The 14,048-nt window shown below is 62.1% G+C and carries 18 protein-coding genes; 17 read left to right on the plus strand and 1 reads right to left on the minus strand.

Features of this window, described 5'->3' with window-relative positions:
- The 16 genes from AB5Y70_RS10140 to AB5Y70_RS10215 all read left to right on the plus strand — a co-directional run bounded on the left by AB5Y70_RS10140 (position 1) and on the right by AB5Y70_RS10215 (position 12,662).
- The gene (locus AB5Y70_RS10140; RefSeq protein WP_042016381.1) at positions 1-738 is read left to right on the plus strand and encodes a flagellar motor protein; all 738 of its coding nucleotides are present in this window, start codon (positions 1-3) and stop codon (positions 736-738) included.
- A gap of 2 nt (positions 739-740) precedes the next feature.
- Positions 741-1,649: an OmpA family protein gene (locus AB5Y70_RS10145; protein ID WP_043154490.1), complete on the plus strand. Its 909-nt coding sequence runs from the start codon at positions 741-743 to the stop codon at positions 1,647-1,649.
- A 4-nt stretch (positions 1,650-1,653) separates the two neighbouring features.
- A complete protein-coding gene (locus AB5Y70_RS10150) occupies positions 1,654-2,448 on the plus strand; it encodes a ParA family protein (RefSeq protein ID WP_010673940.1) in 795 nt (264 codons plus the stop codon).
- On the plus strand, positions 2,445-3,311 hold the full coding sequence (locus tag AB5Y70_RS10155; protein WP_043154492.1) for a chemotaxis protein CheW: 867 nt from the start codon (positions 2,445-2,447) through the stop codon (positions 3,309-3,311). Before AB5Y70_RS10150 ends, AB5Y70_RS10155 begins: the two co-directional genes overlap by 4 nt.
- Positions 3,312-3,380: 69 nt before the next feature.
- Positions 3,381-3,869: a chemotaxis protein CheW gene (locus tag AB5Y70_RS10160; RefSeq protein ID WP_010673942.1), complete on the plus strand. Its 489-nt coding sequence runs from the start codon at positions 3,381-3,383 to the stop codon at positions 3,867-3,869.
- A 71-nt stretch (positions 3,870-3,940) separates the two neighbouring features.
- Positions 3,941-4,327: a DUF2802 domain-containing protein gene (locus AB5Y70_RS10165; RefSeq protein WP_010673943.1), complete on the plus strand. Its 387-nt coding sequence runs from the start codon at positions 3,941-3,943 to the stop codon at positions 4,325-4,327.
- A 218-nt stretch (positions 4,328-4,545) separates the two neighbouring features.
- Positions 4,546-5,181: a cytochrome c biogenesis heme-transporting ATPase CcmA gene (gene ccmA / locus AB5Y70_RS10170; protein WP_010673944.1), complete on the plus strand. Its 636-nt coding sequence runs from the start codon at positions 4,546-4,548 to the stop codon at positions 5,179-5,181.
- A gap of 3 nt (positions 5,182-5,184) precedes the next feature.
- Positions 5,185-5,853: a heme exporter protein CcmB gene (gene ccmB / locus AB5Y70_RS10175; RefSeq protein WP_010673945.1), complete on the plus strand. Its 669-nt coding sequence runs from the start codon at positions 5,185-5,187 to the stop codon at positions 5,851-5,853.
- 166 nt (positions 5,854-6,019) lie between these two features.
- A complete protein-coding gene (locus AB5Y70_RS10180; protein ID WP_010673946.1) occupies positions 6,020-6,760 on the plus strand; it encodes a heme ABC transporter permease in 741 nt (246 codons plus the stop codon).
- Between the two features lie 2 nt (positions 6,761-6,762).
- Positions 6,763-6,969 (plus strand): heme exporter protein CcmD, encoded by a 207-nt coding sequence (gene ccmD, locus AB5Y70_RS10185; protein ID WP_039039901.1) that lies wholly within the window; start codon positions 6,763-6,765, stop codon positions 6,967-6,969.
- Complete coding sequence (gene ccmE / locus AB5Y70_RS10190; RefSeq protein WP_010673948.1) at positions 6,966-7,457, plus strand: cytochrome c maturation protein CcmE; 492 nt, start codon at positions 6,966-6,968, stop codon at positions 7,455-7,457. The genes ccmD and ccmE overlap by 4 nt, the downstream gene beginning before the upstream one ends.
- Positions 7,458-7,536: 79 nt before the next feature.
- The gene (locus AB5Y70_RS10195) at positions 7,537-9,492 is read left to right on the plus strand and encodes a heme lyase CcmF/NrfE family subunit (protein WP_041212639.1); all 1,956 of its coding nucleotides are present in this window, start codon (positions 7,537-7,539) and stop codon (positions 9,490-9,492) included.
- Positions 9,489-10,019 (plus strand): DsbE family thiol:disulfide interchange protein, encoded by a 531-nt coding sequence (locus AB5Y70_RS10200; protein ID WP_103243522.1) that lies wholly within the window; start codon positions 9,489-9,491, stop codon positions 10,017-10,019. Before AB5Y70_RS10195 ends, AB5Y70_RS10200 begins: the two co-directional genes overlap by 4 nt.
- Positions 10,020-10,029: 10 nt before the next feature.
- On the plus strand, positions 10,030-10,512 hold the full coding sequence (locus AB5Y70_RS10205) for a cytochrome c-type biogenesis protein (protein ID WP_010673951.1): 483 nt from the start codon (positions 10,030-10,032) through the stop codon (positions 10,510-10,512).
- Positions 10,509-11,771: a c-type cytochrome biogenesis protein CcmI gene (gene ccmI, locus AB5Y70_RS10210; RefSeq protein WP_368175995.1), complete on the plus strand. Its 1,263-nt coding sequence runs from the start codon at positions 10,509-10,511 to the stop codon at positions 11,769-11,771. The genes AB5Y70_RS10205 and ccmI overlap by 4 nt, the downstream gene beginning before the upstream one ends.
- Positions 11,772-11,849: 78 nt before the next feature.
- Entirely contained in the window at positions 11,850-12,662 is an 813-nt protein-coding gene (locus AB5Y70_RS10215) for a VacJ family lipoprotein (RefSeq protein ID WP_182721778.1), read from the plus strand.
- A 110-nt stretch (positions 12,663-12,772) separates the two neighbouring features.
- Here the strand turns inward: AB5Y70_RS10215 and sodB are convergent, their stop codons facing one another.
- A complete protein-coding gene (gene sodB, locus AB5Y70_RS10220; RefSeq protein ID WP_010673954.1) occupies positions 12,773-13,357 on the minus strand; it encodes a superoxide dismutase [Fe] in 585 nt (194 codons plus the stop codon).
- 287 nt (positions 13,358-13,644) lie between these two features.
- On the opposite strand from sodB, the gene AB5Y70_RS10225 reads away from it, so the two are divergent.
- Positions 13,645-13,989 carry a Grx4 family monothiol glutaredoxin gene (locus tag AB5Y70_RS10225; protein WP_010673955.1) on the plus strand — a complete coding sequence of 115 codons (345 nt, stop codon included), beginning with the start codon at positions 13,645-13,647 and terminating at the stop codon, positions 13,987-13,989.
- The last annotated feature ends 59 nt before the right edge of the window (positions 13,990-14,048 follow it).

A 14,048-nucleotide genomic window follows, 5' to 3' on the forward strand; every position in this document is an offset into this window, starting at 1 on the left:
ATGGGCATGCTCGGCCTGGTGCTGGCGCTGGGGGCCGTCGCCATCGCCCAGTGGTGGCATGGCGGGAGCCTGCTGACCCTGCTGGATGGCCCGGCCTTTGTCATCGTCGTCGGGGGAACCTGGGGGGCGGTGATCTTGCAGACTCCCCGCAGGTACCTGCTCAGTGCCCTGAGGCAGGCAACCTGGATGCTGTTTCCGCCGCAGCTGGATCTTGCGGAGCAGGCCGAGCGCCTGAAGGCGTGGGCCCAGTTCGCCCGCCAGCAAGGCTTGCTGGCGCTGGAAAACCAGGCCGAGGCCGAGCCCGATCCCTTCACCCGCCAGGGGCTTTCCATGATTGTGGATGGCGTCTCCATCGAGGATATCCGCAGCCTGCTGGAGGCGGACATCGACATCGAGCAGGAGCGCAACGAGCACTCGGCCAGGGTGTTCGAGTCCATGGGGGGGTACAGCCCCACCATCGGCATCATCGGGGCCGTGATTGGCCTCATCCAGGCCATGTTTCATCTGGAGGAGCCAGGCACCCTGGGGGCGGGCATTGCCGTGGCCTTCGTCGCCACCATCTACGGGGTGGGCTTTGCCAACTTGCTCTATCTGCCGATTGCGAATCGGTTGCGCGCCTTCCACTACCATTACGGCCTCTATCAGGAGATGACCCTGGAGGGGCTTCTGGCCATCGCCCACGGGGAGAACGGCCCGCAGGTTGAAAGGCGGTTACGGGCTTATCTGAAAGGGGAGTAGCCATGCGCAAGCGCTATCGTTTGCACCTGCAAGGGCGAGAGCATCTCGATCGCTGGCTGGTCTCCTATGCCGATTACATGACGCTCATCTTCGCCCTTTTCGTGGTGCTCTACTCCGTTGCCATCGTCAACAAGGAGGAGTACCGCGCCGTCATCGAGGGCATGACCCAGGCCTTCAACCAGGCGCCGCGCAGCGATGGCCTGCTGGAAGGGCGGGGTAATTCCTTGCTGGACAACCCGGTCTCGGCCGCCCCCAGCCTGCTGGAGAGCCAGGCCTCTGCGTCCCCCTCGCGTGCCCCCATCACGGGTACGCCCGTCTCGCAAGATGGCACGGCTCTTGCGCAGATCGACATGCAGATCCAGGAGTCCATGGGCGCCCTGGTCGATGCGGGGGTGGTGAAGCTTGCGCAGGATGACAACTGGCTGACGGTGGAGCTGAGTTCAGGTCTCCTGTTCAACAGTGGCAGCGCTTTTCTGGGGAGCAATGCCGCCCCTGTGCTCGATACGCTTTCAGGTATTCTCAAACCGGTCGATAACTATGTCAGGGTGCGGGGCTACACGGATAACCAACCGATAAACAACGAAATTTTCCGCTCCAACTGGACATTGTCAGCGGCCCGCGCCGAGGCAGTGCTCAATGCCCTGGTGGGCAAAGGGGTGGCTCCCGGTCGGCTCGCCTACGAGGCGTATGGAGAGTTTTCCCCCTTCGTCGACAATGGCACCGAGCAGGGACGATTACAGAATCGCAAGGTGGTGGTCGCCATATCCAGGTTCGCCTGGGTGCCGCCAGCCCCCGTCAAACCGCTGACGGTGGCACCGGTGCAGGACGCACCGCAGAGTGTCGATAGTGAAAAGATCAGGGTGATCGCGCTGCCCGGTGGGGGCATACGCATAACAACAAGGCAGGATTGATACAGTGATTGTTTGGACGGTTGCCAATCAGAAAGGTGGAGTCGGTAAAACCACCACGGTCGTCTCCCTGGCGGGCATTCTGGCCCAGCGTGGCCAGCGGGTACTGCTGATCGACACCGACCCACACGCCTCCCTGACCTCCTATCTCGATTTCGACTCGGACAGGCTGGAAGGCACCCTGTACGAGTTGTTCCAGGCGGCCAAACCCAGCGCCGAGCTGGTCAACCGGATGACCCTCAAGACCCGATTCGAGAACATCAGCCTGCTGCCCGCTTCGATTACCCTGGCCACGCTGGATCGGGTGATGGGCAACCGGGAAGGGATGGGGCTGGTGCTCAAGCGCGCTCTGCTGCGGGTGCAGGATCAGTTTGACTACGTGCTCATCGACTGCCCGCCGGTGCTGGGGGTCATGATGGTGAACGCGCTGGCGGCCTGCGATCGCATCCTGGTGCCGGTACAGACCGAATTCCTGGCCCTCAAGGGGCTGGAGCGGATGATGAAGACCTTCGAGATCATGCAGCGCTCCAAGCGGGAGAAGTTCCGCTACACCATCATTCCGACCATGTTTGACAAGCGTACCCGCGCCTCCCTGATGACATTGCAGTCCATCAAGGAGCAGTATGGGGAGGCGGTGTGGAATGCGGTCATTCCCATCGACACCAAATTCAGGGATGCCAGTCTGGTGCACATTCCTCCCTCCATCTATGCACCGGGCAGCCGGGGCACCTATGCCTATGAGACCCTGCTCAACCATCTCGACGCGCTGGAGCGTCAACGGACCCAGGAGGTGATGCCGTGAGAGAGACCACCCAGGTTCGGGCCATGGACGACTATTTCCACTCCCTGCTGCTGGACGATGCCCTGCTGCGGGAAGATTCCGAAGACGAAGCACCGGCCCCTGCGTTGCAACGTCAGACCGTCGCCGTGCCGGAGGTGGCTGCCACCCCCTATCTTGAAGCCGATACCCGACTGGCCCAGCTGAGCGAGCTGCTTGCCCAGGTGGGACAGGTCCAGTTCGAGATGGATGCCCTGAGCCACGAAGAGGTGCATGTCGAGCCATTCCAGCTCGAGGCGGAGGTGGTTGACAGTGAGCCTCTGGTCGCCCTGGCAGAGCCGATGGTGGAAGCCGTGGTGGAGGAGGTCGAGCCCGTCGCCCTCGCGGTGGCAGAACCCGCGCCCGCCCTCGAGGCGGCGCCCGCACCGTCGACCTGGGAGAACCTGGATACCGGCAACGAGTTTCAGGCGCTCTTCTTCGACGTGGCCGGGGTGACGTTTGCGGTGCCTCTGACCGAGTTGGGGGGCATCCATCAACTGGGGGAGGTGACCTCTCTCTTCGGCCAGCCGGGCTGGTACAAGGGGATCATGACCTCCCGCGAGCAGAAGATGAACGTGGTGGACACGGCCCAGTGGGTCATGCCGGGCCAGCATCTGGAGATGGACGATTACAAATATCTGATTATGCTGGGAGAATCACCCTGGGGATTGGCCTGTCACCAGTTGAAGGGCACAGAACTGCTGCACCGGGACCAGGTGAAGTGGCGCCATCAGGAGGGCAAGCGCCCCTGGCTGGCCGGCATGGTCAAGGAGAAGATGTGTGCCCTGCTGCACGTCAGGGAGCTCTTGCTGCTGCTTGGCCGGGGCGTGAACATCGAAGGCCGCTGACAACATCGGCATCGCCATGGTTTTATTGCTAATTTTACCCGTTGACGGGTTCATACAAGGATCAAGAAGATGACAGAGAAGCGCAATATTGCACAGAATCTGGCCGAAGACGAAGTGCTGCAGTGGGTGACCTTCCAGTTGGAAAACGAGACCTATGGCATCAACGTGATGCAGGTTCAGGAAGTGTTGCGCTACACCGAGATCGCTCCGGTCCCGGGTGCACCTGACTACGTGCTGGGTATCATCAACCTGCGTGGCAACGTGGTGACCGTCATCGATACCCGCTCCCGTTTCGGCCTGCCGGCCGGGGACGTGAGCGAGAACTCCCGCATCGTCATCATCGAGGCGGAGAAGCAGGTGATCGGCATCATGGTGGACAGCGTGGCCGAGGTGGTCTATCTGCGCTCCTCCGAGATCGATGCCGCCCCGGCGGTGGGCACTGAGGAAAGCGCCAAGTTCATCCAGGGCGTCAGCAACCGTGACGGCCAACTGCTGATCCTGGTGGATCTCAACAAGCTGCTCTCCGACGAAGAGTGGGAAGACATTGGTTCCCTGTAACAGGGACGGGAACGTGAGGACGGGGGCGATGGCACCTGTCCGCCTCCCTGTGACGGTAAGGTGATGGTTTGATGATTGAATTTGCAGCCTTGGGGTTGTCCTTGCTCGCACTGGTGCTGGCCCTTTACGGGATCCTGGGGCACCGTCGTCGCCAGCGAGAGTCCGAGGCCAGGGTGGAAGCGCTGCAGGGGCAGCTCGAGAGTCTGCGCAAGCAGATGATGGAGTTGCACACGGGCGCCATCGGCATGGGTCAGCGTCTGCAAGCCGCAGAAGGGGCCATGCAGAAGATCCACGACAGCCAGCAGGAGCTGACGTTGCAGGATCCGGAGCGCCGCCTCTACAGCCGCGCCGCCAAGATGGTGGAGCTCGGTGCCGATCTGGACGAGGTGATGAGCGAGTGCGAGTTGCCCCAGGCGGAAGCGGAGCTGCTTATTTCCTTGCGAAAGGGACGCAGCTGACGGATGTGTCGCGGGGAGGCCGGTGCCTCCCCGCTTTCTGTTCGGCCCGTGGCCACCTCTTTCTCGATGCCGGGACGGTGATAATCCTTTGGCATCAATCTCTTTGGTGGAGGCGCGATCTTCCCCACAAATCCTGTTGATTATTGGCATCTTTGAAAAGACGCCTCCGGATCCTGTGTTAAGATGCAGGCCGCCTCATTTTCAACGATTACATCCCCATGCTGCTTCAAGCGAACAATCTGAGCTGCGTGCGTGAAGATCGCACCCTGTTTGAACATCTCTCCTTCGCGGTGCGTGCCGGAGATTTGATGCAGATTGAGGGGCCCAACGGGGTGGGCAAGACCAGCCTGTTGCGCTTGCTCACCGGCCTCTCCCAGCCCTTTGCTGGCGAGGTGTGCTGGAATGGGGAGAATATCCGCCATTGCCGGGATGAATACCACGCCAGCCTGCTTTACCTGGGCCATCAGCCCGGCGTCAAGGCGACCCTGACCCCCCTTGAGAATCTCTCCTTCTACCAGAAGCTCCATGGTCCTGTCGGGGACGGCGTGGATCTCTGGCGGGTGCTGGCCCAGGTCGGCCTCGCCGGTTTCGAAGACTATCCCGCGGGGCAGCTCTCCGCCGGGCAGCAGCGACGGGTGGCGCTGGCCAGGCTGTGGCTGAGCGAGCGACCGGCGCTCTGGATCCTGGACGAGCCCTTCACCGCCATCGACAAGCAGGGGGTCAGGGTGCTGGAGCAGTTGTTCCTCGCCCACGCGGACAGGGGGGGCATGGTGGTCCTTACGACCCACCAGGATCTGACCCTGATGCAGGGACGGCTCAAGACCCTCTCTCTGACCTCGCTGTTGCAGGAGTAGCCCATGCTGCGCGCCGTCATACACCTTATTCACCGCGAGTTGCTGATGGCCCTGCGCCAGCGCGCCGACATCTTCAACCCGCTCTGGTTCTTCCTCATCGTCATCACCCTGTTTCCGTTAGGGATCGGGCCCGAGCCCCAGTTGCTGGCCCGCATCGCTCCCGGCATTATCTGGGTGGCGGCCCTGCTGGCAGCCATGCTCTCCCTGGAGCGGCTGTTTCGTGACGACTTCAGTGACGGCGCCCTGGAGCAGATGATGCTGATGCCACATCCCCTGGGGTTGCTGGCCCTGGCCAAAGTGATCGCTCACTGGTTGCTGACCGGTCTGCCGCTGTTGCTGGTCTCCCCCTTGCTCGCCATCCTGCTCTCCCTGGAGCTGAAGACCTATCTGGCCGTGGTGGCCACCCTGGCGCTCGGTACACCGGTGCTGAGCCTGCTCGGGGCGGTCGGAGTAGCGCTGACCGCAGGGCTGCGCAAGGGGGGCGTGCTGCTCAGCCTGCTGCTGCTGCCGCTCTATATTCCGGTGCTTATCTTCGCCACGTCCGCCATCGACGCGGCCAGCATGGGACTGCCCTATGCCGGTCAGCTCGCCATCCTGGGGGCCATGCTGGTGGGGGCATTGACCCTGACGCCCCTGGCCATCTCGGCGGCGCTGCGGGTGAGTGTCAACTGATTGATTTGGCGAAAAGATTTTCGTTTGAAGCCTTGTTAGGGGCGAGATAGTTGAGATAGATCAAGGGGATGGCTGCTTATTGCTTTCGGGGGATATGATGTTTTTCCCCCATGGGTATGGTAGTCCTCGCCACTTAAAAATTAATAACTGAAAGGTTTCGTGAGCTATGTGGAAATGGTTGCACCCTTATGCCAAACCCGAGCGCGCCTATGGGCTGGCCGGCACCCTGCTGCCCTGGTTTGCCGTGACAAGCCTGCTCGCCTTCATCATCGGCACCGTCTGGGGGCTGGCTTTCGCTCCCGCCGATTACCAGCAGGGTGACTCTTTCAGGATCATCTATATCCATGTGCCCTCCGCCATCCTTTCCATGGGCGCCTACTCCACCATGGCGGTGGCCGCCTTCATTGGCCTGGTGTGGCAACTGCGCATGGCAGACATGACGGTGGCGGCCATCGCCCCGGTGGGGGCCGTCTTCACCTTCATCGCCCTCTTTACCGGCGCCGCCTGGGGCAAACCCATGTGGGGCACCTGGTGGGTGTGGGATGCCCGGCTCACCTCCGAGCTCATCCTGCTGTTCCTCTATCTGGGTGTCATCGCCCTCTACAACGCCTTCAGCGACAAGGTGGTGGCGGGCCGCGCCGCCGGCATCCTGGCGCTGGTCGGGGTGATCAACCTGCCCATCATCCACTACTCGGTGGAGTGGTGGAACACCCTGCACCAGGGGGCCACCATCACCAAGTTTGACAAACCCTCCATCTCCCCCGAGATGCTGTGGCCGCTGCTCATCATGATCCTGGCGTTCGCCGCGTTTCTCGGTGCCCTGACCCTGATGCGTTTTCGCAATGAGCTGCTGATGCGGGAGTGGCACCGCCCCTGGGTCGCCGACATCGCCAGGCAGGAGAAGTAAGCATGCACTTTGCCTCGTTCAGTGATTTCATGGCCATGGGAGGCTATGCCTTCTACGTCTGGCTCTCCTTCGGTCTGACCCTGCTCTGCCTGGTCGGCATCGTCATTTCCACCCGGTTGAAGACCCGCAGCCTGCTTGGCGAACTGCGCAACAAGCAGGCTCGGGAGGCACGCCGCAAGGCGGCCCAGCAGATGGAGAACACCCTATGAACCCGCGCCGCAAGAAACGCCTCACCATCATCCTGGCCATCAGCCTGGGCCTTGCCAGCGTGACTGGCCTGGTGCTCTATGCCCTGAGCCAGAACATCGACCTCTTCTACACCCCGAGCGAGCTGGTGGAAGGGAAGGGGCCGGAGAAGATCAAGCCCGAGGAGGGGCAGCGCCTTCGCATCGGTGGCCTGGTGGTGCCGGGGTCTGTGGTGCGGGATCCCCAGAGCCTCAAGGTAGCCTTCAAGCTGGTGGACAACGGCGGCCATCTGGTGACGGTGGAGTTTGACGGCATCCTGCCGGATCTCTTCCGGGAAGGGCAGGGGATCGTCGCTCAGGGCACCCTCAAGGATGCCACCACGGTCGCCGCCTTCGAGGTGCTGGCCAAGCACGACGAGAACTACATGCCGCCGGAAGTGGCCGACGCCACCAACGGCATGCACTTCAAGCCCGAATACACAGAGGCGCAGTTGCAGGGAGCCAAGCAATGATGCCGGTATGCGCCAAAAATTCACTTCTTTATACCGCCAAATCGGCAGGTTTCTCCGTGCAATCGAGAGGGAATAGTCAATGATCCCGGAATTAGGGCAGTTCTCACTGATCCTGGCCTTCGCCACCGCCCTGCTGCTGGGCAGTTACCCGCTGATCGGGGCCCATCTCGGTCGTCTTGGCATGATGTCGGCAGCCCGCCCGCTCGCCTACAGCCAGTTTCTGCTGCTGCTGCTGTCGTTTCTCTGCCTCACCTGGGCCTTTATCGACAACGACTTCACCGTGCAGTACGTGGCCACCAACTCCAACAGCCTGCTGCCCCTGCAATACCGCATCTCGGCGGTGTGGGGAGCCCATGAAGGCTCGCTGCTGCTCTGGGTGCTCACCCTGGGGGGCTGGACGGCGGCGGTAGCCCTCTTCAGCCGTCGCCTGCCGCTCGATGCAGTGGCGCGGGTACTCGGGGTGCTCGGCCTTATCTCGGTGGGCTTCACCGCCTTCGTGCTGTTCACCTCGGATCCTTTCACCCGCACCCTGCCGTATTTCCCGGTGGACGGGCGCGATCTCAATCCGCTGCTGCAGGATCCCGGTCTCATCTTCCACCCCCCCATGCTCTACATGGGCTACGTGGGCTTCTCGGTGGCCTTCGCCTTCGCCATCGCCTCCCTGATGACGGGGCGTCTGGACGCCACCTGGGCGCGCTGGTCCCGTCCCTGGACCATGGCGGCCTGGGTCTTCCTGACGCTGGGCATCGTGCTCGGTTCCTGGTGGGCCTATTACGAACTCGGCTGGGGCGGCTGGTGGTTCTGGGACCCGGTGGAAAACGCCTCCTTCATGCCCTGGCTGGCGGGCACGGCCCTGCTCCACTCCCTCGCGGTGAGCGAGAAGCGCGCCACCTTCAAGGCCTGGACCGTGCTGCTGGCGCTCTCGGCCTTCTCCCTGAGCCTGCTCGGCACCTTCCTGGTGCGTTCCGGCGTGCTGGTGTCGGTCCATGCGTTTGCCTCGGACCCGACCCGGGGTCTGTTCATCCTGGGCTTCCTGCTGGCGGTGATAGGCAGCTCCCTGCTGCTGTTCGCCTTCAAGGGCTCCCAGGTGAAGAGCCACGGCAAGCATGAGCTGTGGAGCCGGGAGACCCTGCTCCTTGGCAACAACATCCTGCTGGTGGCGGGCCTGCTCACCGTGCTGCTCGGCACCCTGTTGCCCCTGGTGCACAAGGAGCTGGGGCTTGGCAGCATCTCCATCGGCACCCCCTTCTTCAACCACATCTACAGCTGGCTCATCATCCCCTTCGCCCTGCTGCTGGGGGTGGGCCCCCTGTTCCGCTGGCGCCGCCAGGATCTCGGTGAGCTCAAGGGCAAGGTGATGCTCGCCCTGGTGCTGAGCCTGGCCGCGGCTCTGCTGTTGCCCAAACTCTTTGCCGAGGCGTTCAAACCCTGGGCTGCGCTCGGTATCGGGCTTGGCGTCTGGATCATCGTCACCAGCGTGCAGGAGACCTGGGCGCGGGCCACCCACAAACACGGTTTTGCCACCGGCGTGCGCAAGCTTGGCAACAGCCACTGGGCCATGATCCTGGGGCACGTGGGGCTCGCGGTCAGCATCATCGGCATCGCCTGCACCCAGAACTACAGCATCGAGAAGGACCTGCGGATGCAGGCCGGCGATCGCGTCCAGTTCGCCGATTACGAGTTCGTCTTCACCGGCATCAAGGAGAAGAACGGCCCCAACTACGACGGTTTCAAGGGCGTGCTGGAAGTGCACCGGGATGGCAAGCAGGTAGCCCTGCTCAAACCCGAGAAGCGGATGTACACCGTGAGCCGCATGCCGATGACCGAGGCGGCCATCGATGCGGGTGTTACCCGGGATCTCTATGCGGCGCTCGGCGAGCAGCTCGACAACGGCGCCTGGGCGGTACGGATCTACTACAAGCCCTTCGTGCGCTGGATCTGGTTCGGCGGCGTCTTCATGGCCCTCGGCGGCGTGCTGGCCATGCTGGACAAGCGCTACCGCTTCGGACGTCGTGACGAGGAGGCCAAGGCATGAACAAGAAGACCTGGCTCTATCTGCTGCCCTTCATCATCTTCCTGATGGGGGCCGTGTTTCTGTTCAAGGGGCTCTACTCCGATCCCACCAAGCTCGAATCCGTGATGGTGGACAAGGAGGTGCCCGTGTTTACCCTGCAGGACATCTATGACCTGGGCAAGCAGCACGACAGGAGTATCCTCAAGGGGCGCCCCATGCTGCTCAACGTCTGGGCCACCTGGTGCCCGACCTGTTACGGGGAACACACCTACCTCAAGGAGCTGGCGGGGCAGGGGATCTACATCGTCGGCATGAACTACAAGGACGAGCGTGACAAGGCCATCAAGTGGCTGGCGGAGCTTGGCAATCCCTACCAGGTCAACCTCTACGATCCGGACGGCATGCTGGGGCTGGATCTCGGTGTCTATGGCGCGCCCGAGACCTTCTTCATCGACAGCCAGGGCATCATCCGCTATCGCCACGTGGGGGACATCAACCCAGACGTCTGGGCCAGTACCCTCAAACCCATCTTTGATGCCATGAAGTGAGGCCTCCCCGATGAAAACACTGATTGCATCCCTGTTGCTGCTGGCCGGTCTCGTCTGTGCCGGACAGGCCCGCGCCGCCATCGATGTCTACACCTTCGAGAGCGACGCCCAGGAGCAGACCTTTCGCGAGCTGACTAAGGAGCTGCGCTGCCCCAAGTGCCAGAACCAGGACATCGCGGACTCCAACGCCGGGCTCGCCAAGGATCTGCGGGACAAGACCTACCAGATGGTGCGCGAGGGCAAGGAGAAGCAGGAAGTGGTGGACTACATGGTGGCCCGCTACGGCAACTTCATTCTCTATGATCCCCCCCTGATGGCCTCGACCCTGATCCTCTGGCTTGGCCCCTTGCTGGTCATCGTGATTGGCGTCGTCACCGTGGTGGTGCGAAGCCGCCGCCATGCCCCTGCTCCCTTGCAACAGCCTGAAGGCACCCTGAGTGCAGAAGAGCAGGCCAGGCTGTCCGCCCTGCTCAAAGAGGAAGATAAACCATGACCCCATTCTGGATACTGGGTGCGGCCCTGCTGGTGCTGGCGAGCCTGGCGCTGATCGTGCCGCTCTGGCGCGGCGAGGGCAGGCAGAGCATCAGTCGCTCGGCCCTCAACAAGCAGCTCTATCGCCAGCGCCTGCTGGAGATAGGGGAGGAGCGGGAGCAGGGGATACTGGCGGAGGAGCCAGAATCCCTGGTGGAGCTGCAGCGCAGCCTCCTGGACGACATTCCCGACGTGGAGCAGACCGCCCGTGGCGGCAAGAGCCTGATCTGGATCCCCGGTGTGCTGGTGCTGGCGGTGGTGAGCATCGGCCTCTACGCCAAGCTCGGCGCCTGGCAGGAGGTGAGCCGCTGGCAGGATGCCAGCAGCCGGTTGGGGGAGCTCAGCAATCGCATCCTGGTGGAGCGTGATGCCCGGGTGACTGAGCAGGATCTGCTGGACTTCACCCTGGCCCTGCGAACCCGGCTGAAAGAAGAACCGAACGACTACCGTGGCTGGCTGCTGCTGGGGCGCCTGACCCTGGATGGCAATGATCCCGAGATGGCCCGCGAGGCGCTGGAGCGTGCCTACGCCCTCGCGCCCCAGAAGGCCATGGTGGCGGTGCCCTATGCCCAGGCCCTGATGATGACGGGGGAGGAAGCCCGTGCGGATCAACTGTTGCAGGCGGTCATTGCCGAGGACCCGGCCAACATCGAGGCCCGCTCCGTCCACGCCTTCATGGCCCTGCAAAAAGAGGATTTCCAGACCGCCCTCGACCGCTGGCAGGGGATGTTGCCGCTGCTGGAGCCGGGCTCGGCCCGCTTCACCATGGTGGAGCGCTCCATGGAGTACGCCAGGCAGCAGCTTGGCCAGCGTGGCATCGCCGTGACCACCCCGTCTGCCGAAGGCCAGGCACAAGCCGGGGTGCTGGCGGTGAAAGAGGGGGAGTTCCCCCTGCACATCACCCTGGCGCCGGGTATAAAGATGCCGGAAGATGCCCATCTGTTCGTCTTTGCGGTGATCCCCAACGGTTCGCCCATGCCCATCGCGGTCAAGCGCATTGCAGGCCCGCATCTCCCGCTCACCCTCTCCCTGGGGGACGGGGATGCCATGATGGAGGGGAGCAAGCTGGCGGCCCATGCCGAGCTACAGTTCAAGGCGCGACTCTCCCGGGGCGGCAACGTCATGAACAAGGAAGGCGCCTTTGAAGGGGTTTCGGTCACCGTGCCGACCAGCACCATCCCCACAGCGCCGATTGACATCCGCATCGATCACGCCCTCTAATACGCTTTTGGCCCACCCCTTGGGGTGGGCCCCCTGTATAATTCATATCAATACCCAAAAAAATCTTAGGACTTTCATATGTATCTGCGTTCAGGAGCATTGGCGGTGGTATTGCTGCTCGCGGGCTGTGCGGGCGGCCCTCCCAAGCCGGGCCCGGAGAGCCTGGATCTCGGCGAGACCCCGAGCCGCCCCGGGGCATCCAGCACGGCCAGCGATCCTCGCGACCCCTTCCAGGGGCCCAACCGTGCCATGTGGGCCGTCAACTATGACGTGCTGGAGCCCTATGTGGCGCGCCCCGTGGTACACGGCTATGCCCGCTATGTCCCGCAAGGGGTGAGGGACAGCATCGAGAATTTCGTGGACAACTTCGACGAGCCGAGCAGCATGGTAAACCACCTGCTGGTGGGTGATCTGAAAGGGGCCGGTACCAACCTGGGCCGCTTCACCCTCAACACCACTGTGGGCCTGCTCGGTCTGTTCGATGTGGCCAAGCATGCGGGCCTGGCTCGCAACACGCTGGAGATGGACACCGTGCTCGGCAAGGCCGACATCGGGGATGGCGCCTATCTGATGGTGCCGGTCTACGGTCCCACCACCACCCGGCAACTGGTAGGGGATACCATTGATACCATCTACTTCCCCTATGCCCTGCTGACCTTCCCGCTGAAGGTAGTGCACTGGGCGCTGGATGGCCTCGGTACCCGCTCCAAGCTGATCGATCAGGAGCGCATCATCGACAACGCGCTGGATCCTTACGCCCTGACCAAGGACTTCTACTTGCAGTACAACGATGGCAAGGTGACGGGCCGCAAACCCGAGCTCCAGGAGCAGAAACCAGAGGCGGCGGATGATGGCAACCTCGACGATTACATGGACGAGATAGACCAGTAAGCACGGTCATCTTCCACAAGGCGCCTGCGGGCGCCTTTGTTGTCGATGGCAGGTATTCGACCATAAAAAAACGCCCCGCAAGTGCGGGGCGTTTTGGCAAGAAAGGCTTATCAGGCAGCCAGGTTCTTGGCCACGAATTCCCAGTTGACCAGGGCCCAGAAGGTTTCCATGTACTTCGGACGCAGGTTGCGGAAATCGATGTAGTAGGCGTGTTCCCACAGGTCGACGGTCAGCAGCGGGGTGGTACCGGCTTCGGTCAGCGGGCAACCGGCGTTGGAGGTGTTGACGATGGCCAGGGAGCCGTCAGCCTTTTTCACCAGCCAGGTCCAGCTGGAGCCGAAGTTGCCGATGGCAGACTTGGTGAACGCATCCTTGAACTCGGCGAAGGAGCCGAAGGCCTTGGTGATGGCATCGGCCAGGGCGCCAGTGGGTTCGCCACCGCCGTTCGGGGAGAGGCAGTGCCAGTAGAAGGTGTGGTTCCAGATCTGGGCAGCGTTGTTGAAGACGCCACCAGTGGAGGTCTTGATGATCTCTTCCAGAGACTTGCCTTCAAACTCGGTACCCGGCACCAGGTTGTTCAGGTTGACCACGTAGGTGTTGTGGTGCTTGCCATGGTGGTATTCCAGAGTTTCCTGGGAGATGTGCGGTTCCAGAGCATTGATTGCATAGGGCAGAGCGGGAAGTTCGAAAGCCATTTTCTACTCTCCATTGGCTGGTCCGTGCGAAGGCGACGGTTGCAAGACATTGCGTACTCTTTTCTATCTTGAAAAGAATTGTTCTTGAAATGAGGGGGCCAGACGGCCCAAAGCCCGTCGATTGTAGCAGTATCAAAGATGGGCGAACAACCCTTGATTCTTGCCATGATCCGGATCAAGCTGCGGCGTATTGATGCATGACTTCTTTCATTCGCAACGGTTTGCCAGTTTGTGGTCTGCCCGGATTGCAGTAGAATGGCCGCCGAAATCGCTCCAGTGAGGCATTTATGGAAACTATTGAAAAGATCAAACAGCAGTTGGCTGAGAATCCCATCATCCTCTACATGAAGGGATCCCCCAAGCTGCCCAGCTGCGGTTTCTCTGCCCAGGCCTCCCAGGCCCTGATGTCCTGCGGCGAGCCTTTCGCCTATGTCGACATCCTGCAGAACCCGGACATCCGCGCCGAGCTGCCGAAATTCGCCAACTGGCCCACCTTCCCGCAACTGTGGGTCGAGGGCGAGCTGGTCGGTGGTTGCGACATCATGATCGAGATGTTCCAGGCCGGCGAGCTGCAGACCCTGATCAAGGAAACTGCCGCCAAGCACAAGCAGGATGACGCTGCCGCCGAATAAGGCCGCATCCATACCATGCAAAAAGGGGAGCCACTGGCTCCCCTTTTCTTTGTGCCCAC

The organism is Aeromonas sp. s1(2024), from assembly GCF_040908005.1.
GTDB lineage: Bacteria > Pseudomonadota > Gammaproteobacteria > Enterobacterales > Aeromonadaceae > Aeromonas > Aeromonas caviae.

Excerpts from the sequence above, each read along its gene's own strand:
- AB5Y70_RS10165 (WP_010673943.1), top strand. The coding sequence starts at position 3,941 with ATGATTGAATTTGCAGCCTTGGGGTTGTCCTTGCTCGCACTGGTGCTG.
- ccmD (WP_039039901.1), top strand. The coding sequence starts at position 6,763 with ATGCACTTTGCCTCGTTCAGTGATTTCATGGCCATGGGAGGCTATGCC.
- AB5Y70_RS10145 (WP_043154490.1), top strand. The coding sequence starts at position 741 with ATGCGCAAGCGCTATCGTTTGCACCTGCAAGGGCGAGAGCATCTCGAT.
- sodB (WP_010673954.1), bottom strand. The coding sequence starts at position 13,357 with ATGGCTTTCGAACTTCCCGCTCTGCCCTATGCAATCAATGCTCTGGAA.
- AB5Y70_RS10180 (WP_010673946.1), top strand. The coding sequence starts at position 6,020 with ATGTGGAAATGGTTGCACCCTTATGCCAAACCCGAGCGCGCCTATGGG.
- AB5Y70_RS10200 (WP_103243522.1), top strand. The coding sequence starts at position 9,489 with ATGAACAAGAAGACCTGGCTCTATCTGCTGCCCTTCATCATCTTCCTG.
- ccmE (WP_010673948.1), top strand. The coding sequence starts at position 6,966 with ATGAACCCGCGCCGCAAGAAACGCCTCACCATCATCCTGGCCATCAGC.
- AB5Y70_RS10140 (WP_042016381.1), top strand. The coding sequence starts at position 1 with ATGGGCATGCTCGGCCTGGTGCTGGCGCTGGGGGCCGTCGCCATCGCC.
- AB5Y70_RS10160 (WP_010673942.1), top strand. The coding sequence starts at position 3,381 with ATGACAGAGAAGCGCAATATTGCACAGAATCTGGCCGAAGACGAAGTG.
- AB5Y70_RS10205 (WP_010673951.1), top strand. The coding sequence starts at position 10,030 with ATGAAAACACTGATTGCATCCCTGTTGCTGCTGGCCGGTCTCGTCTGT.
- ccmB (WP_010673945.1), top strand. The coding sequence starts at position 5,185 with ATGCTGCGCGCCGTCATACACCTTATTCACCGCGAGTTGCTGATGGCC.
- AB5Y70_RS10225 (WP_010673955.1), top strand. The coding sequence starts at position 13,645 with ATGGAAACTATTGAAAAGATCAAACAGCAGTTGGCTGAGAATCCCATC.
- ccmI (WP_368175995.1), top strand. The coding sequence starts at position 10,509 with ATGACCCCATTCTGGATACTGGGTGCGGCCCTGCTGGTGCTGGCGAGC.
- AB5Y70_RS10215 (WP_182721778.1), top strand. The coding sequence starts at position 11,850 with ATGTATCTGCGTTCAGGAGCATTGGCGGTGGTATTGCTGCTCGCGGGC.
- AB5Y70_RS10195 (WP_041212639.1), top strand. The coding sequence starts at position 7,537 with ATGATCCCGGAATTAGGGCAGTTCTCACTGATCCTGGCCTTCGCCACC.
- ccmA (WP_010673944.1), top strand. The coding sequence starts at position 4,546 with ATGCTGCTTCAAGCGAACAATCTGAGCTGCGTGCGTGAAGATCGCACC.